2 protein-coding genes are annotated in these 1,408 nt (G+C 39.7%); both read right to left on the bottom strand.

Features of this window, described 5'->3' with window-relative positions; genetic code table 11:
- Positions 1–646, bottom strand: a 646-nt coding sequence (locus H5202_RS22480) for a hypothetical protein (RefSeq protein WP_182773980.1), incomplete at its 3' end; no start/stop codon positions are given.
- On the bottom strand, positions 643–1,408 hold a 766-nt coding region (locus tag H5202_RS22475; RefSeq protein WP_220493982.1), incomplete at its 5' end, for an AAA domain-containing protein. The genes H5202_RS22480 and H5202_RS22475, both read right to left, overlap by 4 nt.

Raw genomic sequence — 1,408 nt, 5'->3', positions numbered from 1 at the left:
CTTCGTCATTGGATATTGGTGTGACATTACCATTATGATTAATATCTATCTTAAAGGTTTTGCGATCCCATAATTCCCCGTTGAATTGAGAAGATATGCTTTCAATACGCTCGTTCGCTTTTGACTCCCAGCTGCGCCTTAATTGCTCATCTAGCAATGGCTCAACAGCAGAAAGAGTTACATTCATACCTTCGCTAGGTAGACGTTTCACATCAGGATATGAATCCGTTTTGATTTGATTCTTACCAACCAGCGCCCCTGAAAGAGGATGATAATAACTAGTTTCCGTCGTATTTTTACTCTTGCTCGGCAAGGCATTTTTGGCGAGGAACTCTCGACCTTCGTTGGTAATTAAAATGCTCTTGCATTGTAGTGCTGCACCATCGTCTATCGAATAGCCATTAAGAAATTCGATAGCCTTGAAATCACTCAAATATCTAAGCGCTTCAACAAAAAATATTGAACAAAGCTTCAGCTGTTTAGCTATATCTTCAAGGGTATACTCACCTAGACCCCCAGAATATCTAGCAAATAACTGCAATACACTTTTCTCAAATACAGTTGGGCGTCGCACCGTTTGAGAGGCGATTTTTGAATCAATTTTAAATACAGGAATATCAATTTTAATATTATGCTCGTAGATCATTTCTGTACACCTTTACCTTTTAATTTCGCCTCATCACATAGTTCAGACATTTCTGACGCGTCGAAAATACGGGCATTACGATCTAACTGAGCAAAAATCTGACGATAAACCTGCTTCTTCTGTTTTCCTGGTTTGTCCATGTTAGGAAGCCATATGTCCCTAGCTTCCAGCATATTGCGGGCCCCAAAGATGATCAGCAAATTTTGTGCCCGCGACATGGCAACGTTGATGAACTCAAACCGCGCGACATTAGCTCTTGCAGATCTACGTTTATCTTTTGGACCACCGTCGTTACGCACTAAACTGATTAAAATTATTGGCTTCTCTTTGCCTTGATATCTTATGACGGTATTGATCTCGACATGGATTGCATCAAATTGGATCTGGCCATTATTTATTTTTTTGATTTCCTCACGAATCACGCGACATTGTGCTGCATAGAATGAGACAACACCAACGACCTGTTTGTTATGTCGGCCAAATCCTTGCTGAACGTATTGCTGGTCAATATCAACAAGTGTACGAGCGATAAGCTGGGCTTCTAGTCGATTGGTTCTATCCTCACTTTCTTTAAAAGGTTTACCTTTTAAATCTAACGAGGTATCAATCCAAAGTACATGATCGTCTAACGATAGGAGCGTATTGTTTTTACTCTTCAATATAATATTGTGCGATCGATCTTTTTCCTTATTGCCGCATATAAGCTGCCCGTCATAAAAATGATTTACAAAACTCATAATTTGCGGATGCATACGATATTGC

Source organism: Shewanella sp. SG41-4 (genome assembly GCF_014164505.1).
Taxonomy (GTDB): Bacteria; Pseudomonadota; Gammaproteobacteria; order Enterobacterales; family Shewanellaceae; genus Shewanella.
Note: the sequence above shows the minus strand (reverse complement) of the source record. Positions and strands in the feature narration are given on the sequence as shown.